Source organism: Bradyrhizobium sp. MI1.3 (genome assembly GCF_055811695.1).
Genome location: NZ_JBVVPQ010000191.1, coordinates 1 through 1,936, shown reverse-complemented (window position 1 = coordinate 1,936; position 1,936 = coordinate 1). Strand labels below are relative to the sequence as shown.

Below are 1,936 nucleotides of genomic sequence, written 5' to 3'. Positions count from 1 at the left end.
CGCTACCAGCGAATCCTCACGAACGCTATCCTCTGGTCTATGCGAAGGTCGCCCTAGGAGACGCCGCCGCACTTCGCATTTGCGCCACCGCCGGATTCGTCGGGTGGTGTCCGTGCCAGAGGTTCGGACGGTCTTGGTCTGCGACCTTCCGTTCCGGGTCATAAGCGGTCCTGGACCGGTTGCTTGTGGCAGGTCGGCAATGGCCAAAAGGCGGCTTAGCAACCCACGTTCGCTCACGCTCCCGGCGCTTCGGGTTTCAGATAGACGGTCAGACAACAACAACAAATGGCAAGTCCAACCAGAGGATATTTAAGCGCAACACCCGCGGCCAGCCCAAAAAGGCATAGAGTTACGATCGGTCGGACACGCATGAGACCCTGCGCACCTTCGGCGGCGTATCATCGACCGGGGCGCGGTCGATGAGCTCCAAGATCAAAAATATATAGGTCGCGTTCACCAGGAAGAATACTGCCGCGTAGAAGGCAACCGGCTGCGGGGCTAATTCGCTCACGGCCATCCAAGCGGTTGAGAGCGGAAGCAACGATACAGAAAACAAATGCGCGAAATTAAACCACATCAGGCGGGGCGTGGCATCTGTCGCATAGCGCATGAGATGATGGTGATTAGCCCAAACAACGGCGATGAACAGGTAGCTCACAGCATAGCTTAGCCATGTAGGCCAGAGCGCAAGCAACGCTTGGAAGGTCGGCTGCTCCGGCGGCGGAGTTCTAAGACCAATACTGTGATAAGGACAGCGAACACGCCGTCGGAAAACGCGCTCAGTCGCTCCGGGGTCGCTCTAGCGCGGGGCACCGCAGGCCTCCACCGTTCCACTGCCTTGCGATTGCAACAGAAACGATAATCGGGCCAGACCGAAGAAGCAACCCCAAGCTCCGAGGAGGTTGCCACCACTAACGGAGTGGCCTCAACGCATGTCTCCTGCGGGTCAAAATGCGAAGAACTCAGCCTGAGCAAATCTTGTCTTCCATGCCTCAATAAGCGGACCTCTAGAGCGATGCTGCCTCTTCGCTGAGGCCCACAAGCGGCATTCCCAAGCAAGCTCAAACCGGAACAGCGAAGTAGACGGTCCTGCCATTCAGCAGTAGCATTCTGTCGCTTAGGTGGAGGGCGATCCGTGACGTTGAACAGACGAGAGACGCTAAAGATTTCCGCAGGAGCACTTCTCGCACCGGCGCTGGCACCGAGACTCGCGGCGGGACAATCTGCCCGCACGATTGTGTTGTTGGGCACCACCGGCGGTCCGCCCTTGCAGGTTGGGCGAGCTGCACCTTCAAATGCCATTGTAGCCGGGGGCTCCCTTTACGTTATTGTTGTGGCAACGGCGTTGCCCGACAGATCGTGCAAGCTGGTCTTGGGCTAAACGCGTTAAAAAGCATTTTCATTACGCATCAGCATTCGGACCACAATCTAGACTACGGGCCGAGACTTACTTGAAGTTTGAATTTAGCGTCGCGTTTGACAGTCAGGTCCGCAATGGGTCTTGGCTGTGTAAAAAATGCAGCGCCGCACAAATTACAGAGAAAAGCATTCCTTCAGAAGCCTGTTCCGGGAGCGTGAGGAGCATACTGAACTGCGACGCCGCTCCATCTGAGAAGCAGATTCTCCGCGCTACGCGAGATTTCACGTTTTCACGCAGCCAGGGTCAAAACGCGAAGCGCAGAGCCCGAGCAGGTCTAGTCGGCTATTCTTACTGAACAAGCAGTCAGCGAAAGACGTAGCTACATCGCCTACGGGCCAGATGCATCGCCGCCCACGGTGACGTGTCGGCGCTGCCGTGCAAGAGCAACCACACGGGGCGAATCCGTGAAGACGGCGGTTGCCGCTTCCCGCTCGATTCCGCCCCCAATCAACAACATCCGAAACACATCGTGACTGAAGTAATTGCATACGCAGCAATTTGACGGCGGCCGGGGCT

At 57.2% G+C, this 1,936-nt stretch carries 1 pseudogene; it reads right to left on the bottom strand.

Annotated elements, in window-relative coordinates:
* Positions 1–349: 349 nt before the first annotated feature.
* A pseudogene (locus AC0L3A_RS40540) lies at positions 350–1,302 on the bottom strand (TMEM175 family protein).
* Positions 1,303–1,936: the final 634 nt, after the last annotated feature.